Annotated in this window: 7 protein-coding genes and 1 pseudogene; all 8 read left to right on the forward strand. The window is 65.4% G+C overall.

Features of this window, described 5'->3' with window-relative positions; translation table 11 throughout:
* Positions 1 to 486 precede the first annotated feature (486 nt).
* The gene (locus tag AB0J58_RS44055; protein ID WP_364227591.1) at positions 487 to 813 is read left to right on the forward strand and encodes a PadR family transcriptional regulator; all 327 of its coding nucleotides are present in this window, start codon (positions 487 to 489) and stop codon (positions 811 to 813) included.
* The gene (locus AB0J58_RS44060) at positions 810 to 1,166 is read left to right on the forward strand and encodes a DUF1048 domain-containing protein (RefSeq protein WP_364227594.1); all 357 of its coding nucleotides are present in this window, start codon (positions 810 to 812) and stop codon (positions 1,164 to 1,166) included. Before AB0J58_RS44055 ends, AB0J58_RS44060 begins: the two co-directional genes overlap by 4 nt.
* Before the next feature lies 1 nt (position 1,167).
* On the forward strand, positions 1,168 to 1,494 hold the full coding sequence (locus AB0J58_RS44065) for a DUF1048 domain-containing protein (RefSeq protein WP_364227597.1): 327 nt from the start codon (positions 1,168 to 1,170) through the stop codon (positions 1,492 to 1,494).
* A 514-nt stretch (positions 1,495 to 2,008) separates the two neighbouring features.
* Positions 2,009 to 2,338: a PadR family transcriptional regulator gene (locus AB0J58_RS44070; protein WP_364227600.1), complete on the forward strand. Its 330-nt coding sequence runs from the start codon at positions 2,009 to 2,011 to the stop codon at positions 2,336 to 2,338.
* Positions 2,339 to 2,340: 2 nt separating this feature from the next.
* Entirely contained in the window at positions 2,341 to 2,754 is a 414-nt protein-coding gene (locus tag AB0J58_RS44075) for a DUF1048 domain-containing protein (protein ID WP_343982567.1), read from the forward strand.
* The gene (locus AB0J58_RS44080; protein WP_364227602.1) at positions 2,754 to 3,518 is read left to right on the forward strand and encodes an ATP-binding cassette domain-containing protein; all 765 of its coding nucleotides are present in this window, start codon (positions 2,754 to 2,756) and stop codon (positions 3,516 to 3,518) included. The genes AB0J58_RS44075 and AB0J58_RS44080 overlap by 1 nt, the downstream gene beginning before the upstream one ends.
* A 9-nt stretch (positions 3,519 to 3,527) precedes the next feature.
* Entirely contained in the window at positions 3,528 to 4,289 is a 762-nt protein-coding gene (locus tag AB0J58_RS44085) for an ABC transporter permease (RefSeq protein WP_364227605.1), read from the forward strand.
* Between the two features lie 35 nt (positions 4,290 to 4,324).
* Positions 4,325 to 4,952, forward strand: a pseudogene (locus tag AB0J58_RS44090) (cytochrome P450); the annotation flags it as partial.

Consider the following 4,952-nt stretch of genomic DNA (forward strand, 5'->3'; position numbering starts at 1 on the left):
TCCCCGCGTTTTCAGATCTCACCCAGCGAACTCGCGTGTGTTCCCGATGAATGTCCTTCAGTCTGGCTGAACTCACGGCGGACGTACCGGTAAGAAACGCGTCACGAGCCCCAGACGGCGCTGATCTTGTGACTCATTGATCCAGGACCGCCGGGCTGTCCGATCTCGGTGCCGGCGGGCAGTGCGGATTTCGGCGTCTGCGATCTTGCCATCGAGCAGTGCGTGCAGCCGGGCGGTCTCGGTGGAGCCGGTGATGGCCGGTGACCAAGTGCGGGAGAAAGGTGCTCGGGGTCGGCCGGCCGGACCACGGCGTCAACGAAGGAGTCGACGTCGCCGGGCCAGGTGGCGATGTCGAGCACCCGGTCGCGGGCCGGTGATTCGAATCGCTTCCGGGGTCTGCGCTCGCCGGACATCGGTTCACTACTCTGTGGTACCGTGTAGTGGTACTCGGTACTACAAAGTACCAGGAGATCGAAGAGGACCACGATGGACGACCTGACGGAGATGCTGAAGGGCACCCTTGAGGGCTGCGTACTTGAAATCATCGGCAGCGAGGAGACCTACGGGTACGCCATCACGCGCCGGCTGAACGAACTCGGCTTCGCCGACGTCGTCGAGGGGACGGTTTACACCATCCTGCTGCGACTGGAGAAGAACGGGCTCGTCCAGGTGACGAAACGACCGTCCGGGCTGGGCCCGCCGCGCAAGTTCTATGCGCTCAACGACGCGGGACGCAAAGAACTCGCAACGTTCTGGGCTAAATGGGAGTACATCACATCACGGATCGACAAGCTCAAGGAGGGCGGGAGATGAACTTCTGGGAGACCATGACAGGCAGCGATCTCACCAGGGAATGGAAGGCATTCGAAGCCCGGGCCGAGGCATTGCCGGCCGACCACCGGGCGGCGTGGGAAGAGATCAAGGGTCATCTTTCTCCCTACTCGGACTTCACAGGTAGAAACCTGATGCCGATTCTCGACAATGCTCTGGGGCTGCTCGAAGAGACGGCGTTCGACGGGCAGAGCATTCACGAGGTGCTGGGTGACGACATCGAGGGCTTCTGCGCGGCGCTGGCCGGCGGAGAAGGGGCCCGGAGCCATCGTGACCGGTGGCGCGAGCAGTTGAACAGGAACGTCGCGAAGAAATTGGGCCGGCTAGGAGGCTGACGTGGGCATCCAGGACATCATCGAGGGCAAGAAGCAGTGGCGGGCGCACATGGCGCGAGTCAAGGCGCTCCCGCCGGACTATCAGATCGTCTACAAGGAGATTCAGAGGTACGTCTTCAAGGTCGGACCGGTCGACTTGCTTGACGGGCCCCTGCTCTCAGGGATCCTCGATTTCTTCGAGGAGGGCGTCGCGGCCGGCAAGGGAGTCCTGGAACTCATCGGCGACGATGTCGCCGCCTTCTGCGACGACCTGACCAAGGACTCGCGCACCTACGCGGACATCCATCAGGAGTCCATCAGCGGGAAACCCGGCACGGCCGAGAAGTAACACCCGTCGACTCAGATGGCACGGGGTTCGGGTGGCGAGGTCCAGGCGGAAGGGCCGGGCGAGGGCGTTGAGGTCCGTGCCCTTGATCCATCATCTTGACGACGCCGTTGCTGGATTTCATCGACATCGTCAGGCCCGGCGCCCCGGCAAGCGTCGCCCGAACATGCGAACAGGCGCTGCCACTTCTCACGGTCACAACCAGTCGGCACGGCAACGGGCCGGTATCAGCGATTTCGGTGATGGTGGATGCCGTGAACAGTTCAACGATCGCGCACTCGTGGTCGCGGGCGCTCCCCCGCCTCGTCCGCGGCGATCGAACTCTCCAGTGAGCCGACGGAGCCCGTCTTCGCCTGAGGGGTGACGGACTCGCCCACGAACAGCGATCAGGCCGCCCGCACCCACACGCTCAAGCTTTCGCTTCACACCTCAGCTATTCGGTGTTGCTAAGTACAGGTAGTCAGTGTTACTTTGTACCGGTAGTCAGCAACACCAAGTAGCTGAAAGGAGGCGTCCCATGGGCAAGCTCGTGACGGAGATGCTCAAGGGAACGCTGGAGGGCATCGTCCTGGCAATCCTGTCCGGCCGGCCGGCGTACGGCTACGAGATCACGGCACAGCTGCGGGATCAGGGCTTCTCCGACATCGCCGAGGGCACCATCTACGCGCTGCTGGTCAGGATCGAGCAGCGCGGCCTGGTCGACGTGGAGAAGGTCCCGTCGGAGAAGGGACCGCCGCGCAAGGTGTACTCCCTCAACGACCAGGGGCGGGAGTACCTCGAAGAGTTCTGGCGAACCTGGAGCTTCCTGGCCGACCGGCTCGAACAGCTCCGCAAGGGAGGCAAGTAGACATGACCACAGGATCGAACGAGTCGAAGAGCCGCTACCTGCAGTACCTGGAGATCGTCACCGGATCGCTGGAGGAGAAGAAGCGCTACCGGCAGTACAAGGCACGCATCAAGCGGCTGCCCGAGAACTACCGCATCGCGGTCGAAGCCTTGGAGCGCTACCTGATGCACTTCGGGCCGGCCGATGGCGTCGGCGCGATGGCTATGTACGAGGACCTCGCCGACCTGTTCGAGCAGAGCGCGGCCGACGCCACCCCGATCCGCGACCTCTTCGGCGACGACCCCATCGAGTTCGTCGAGACGTTCATGGCCAACTACCCCCTCGGCCAGTACCGGGCCCGCGAACGCAACCGCTTCACCAGCGCCATCGCCCGCGCCGCCGGCGACACCACCCCACCACGAGACAGGACAGAGTGATGACGCCCCAGCAAGCCCCGGCGATCCAGGTGCACGGCCTGGAGAAGTCGTACAAGGAGCTGCGCGTGCTGCGCGGCGTGAACTTCGAGGTGGCGCGGGGCAGCATCTTCGCCCTGCTCGGTTCCAACGGAGCGGGCAAGACCACCGCCGTGAAGATCCTGTCCACGCTGCTCAAGGCCGACGCGGGCACCGCCCGCGTCAACGGCTTCGACGTCGCCACGCAGGCCGCGAACGTGCGCGAGTCGATCAGCCTCACCGGGCAGTTCGCCGCCGTGGACGAGATCCTCAGCGGGCGGGAGAACCTCGTGCTGGTCGCCCGGCTGCGGCACCTCAAGAACCCAGGCAAGATCGCCGACGACCTGCTGGAGCGGTTCTCGCTGACCGACGCGGGCGGGCGGAAGGCGGCGACGTACTCGGGAGGCATGCGCCGCCGCCTCGATATCGCAATGAGCCTGATCGGCGATCCGCCGGTCATCTTCCTCGACGAGCCGACGACCGGCCTGGACCCCCAGGCCCGCATCGAGGTGTGGCAGGCCGTCAGAGAGCTCGCCGACCGGGGCACGACGGTGCTGCTCACCACGCAGTACCTGGACGAGGCCGAGCACCTCGCCAACCGGATCGCGATCCTCCACGAGGGCCGGATCATCGTCAACGGCACCCTGGCCGAGCTCAAGCAACTGCTCCCGCCCGCCAAGGTCGAATACGTCGAGAAGCAGCCGACGCTCGAGGACGTCTTCCTCACCCTCGTCGGCACGAAGGCATAAGGAACCACGATGAGCAAGCATTTCTTCGGCGACACCGCCGTCCTGCTGGGACGCTCCCTGCGCCACATCACGCGCAGCCCGGACACCATCATCACGACCGCGATCATGCCGATCGCCATGATGCTGATGTTCGTCTACGTGTTCGGCGGCGCGATCAGAACGGGGTCGGACTCGTATGTGAACTACATGCTGCCCGGCATCCTGCTCATCACGGTCGCCTCGGGCATCGCCTACACCGCGTACCGGCTGTTCATGGACATGAAGGGTGGCATCTTCGAGCGCTTCCAGTCGATGCCGACCGCGCGGTCGTCGGTGCTGTGGGCGCACGTGCTGACCTCGCTGGTCGCCAATCTGATCTCGCTCGTGGTCGTGATGCTCGTGGCCCTGCTCATGGGCTTCCGCTCGGGGGCGGGAGTGCCGGCATGGCTGTCGGTGGCGGGCATCCTGATCCTGTTCACCCTGGCGTTGACCTGGATCGCCGTCATCCCCGGTCTGTCCGCCAAGACCATGGAAGGTGCGAGCGCGTTCTCCTACCCGCTCATCTTCCTGCCCTTCCTCAGCTCGGCGTTCGTGCCCACCGACACCATGCCCGGCCTGGTGCGCGCCTTCGCCGAGCACCAGCCGGTGACCTCCATCGTCAACGCCATCCGCGCCCTGTTCACCGGGCAGCCGGTCGGCACCGACATCTGGGCCGCCCTCGCCTGGTGTGTCGGCATCCTCGCCGTCGCATACGTCTTCGCCATGAGGACCTACCGCCGCAAGATCTCCTAGGCCGACCGCGGGCCTGCACATCGAAAGGAAAGGTCATGAACGATTTTGTCCACATCCTCACGGCGATGCCGACGGCGCGCCCGCCCGGCTGTCCCTTCGACCCGCCCAAGGAGCTGATCGAGGCCCGCGAGCACGGCCCGATCAGCCGCTTCCCCTTCCCCAGCGGCCACCAGGGCTGGCTGGTCACCGGCTACGACCTGGTCAGGTCGGTCCTGGCCGACTCGCGGTTCAGCTCCCGTAAGGAGCTGATGCGCCAGCACCCGCTGGTCGACTACGGCGACATCGAGGTGCCCCCGGCACCGCCCGGCGAGTTCCTGCTGATGGACGAGCCGCAGCACAGCCGCTATCGCAAACCGCTGGTGGGCAGGTTCACCGTACGGCGGATGCGGCAGCTCACCGAGCGCGTCGAGCAGGTCACCACCGAGCACCTGGACGCGATGGAGCAGGCCGGGCCGTCGGCAGACCTGGTGACCGCGTTCGCCAAGCCCATCCCCTCCGTCATCATCTGTGAGCTGCTGGGCGTGCCGTACGAGGACCGGGGCCGCTTCCAGGAGAACATCGACATGTTCCTCGGCGGGGAGGCCGGCGACGAGGAACTGTTCGCGGCCTACACCGCGACCCAGGAGTACCTCGCCGAACTGGTGGCCGCCAAGCGCGCCGACC

Source organism: Streptosporangium sp. NPDC049644 (assembly GCF_040675205.1).
In the GTDB taxonomy this organism is placed as follows: domain Bacteria; phylum Actinomycetota; class Actinomycetes; order Streptosporangiales; family Streptosporangiaceae; genus Streptosporangium; species Streptosporangium fukuiense.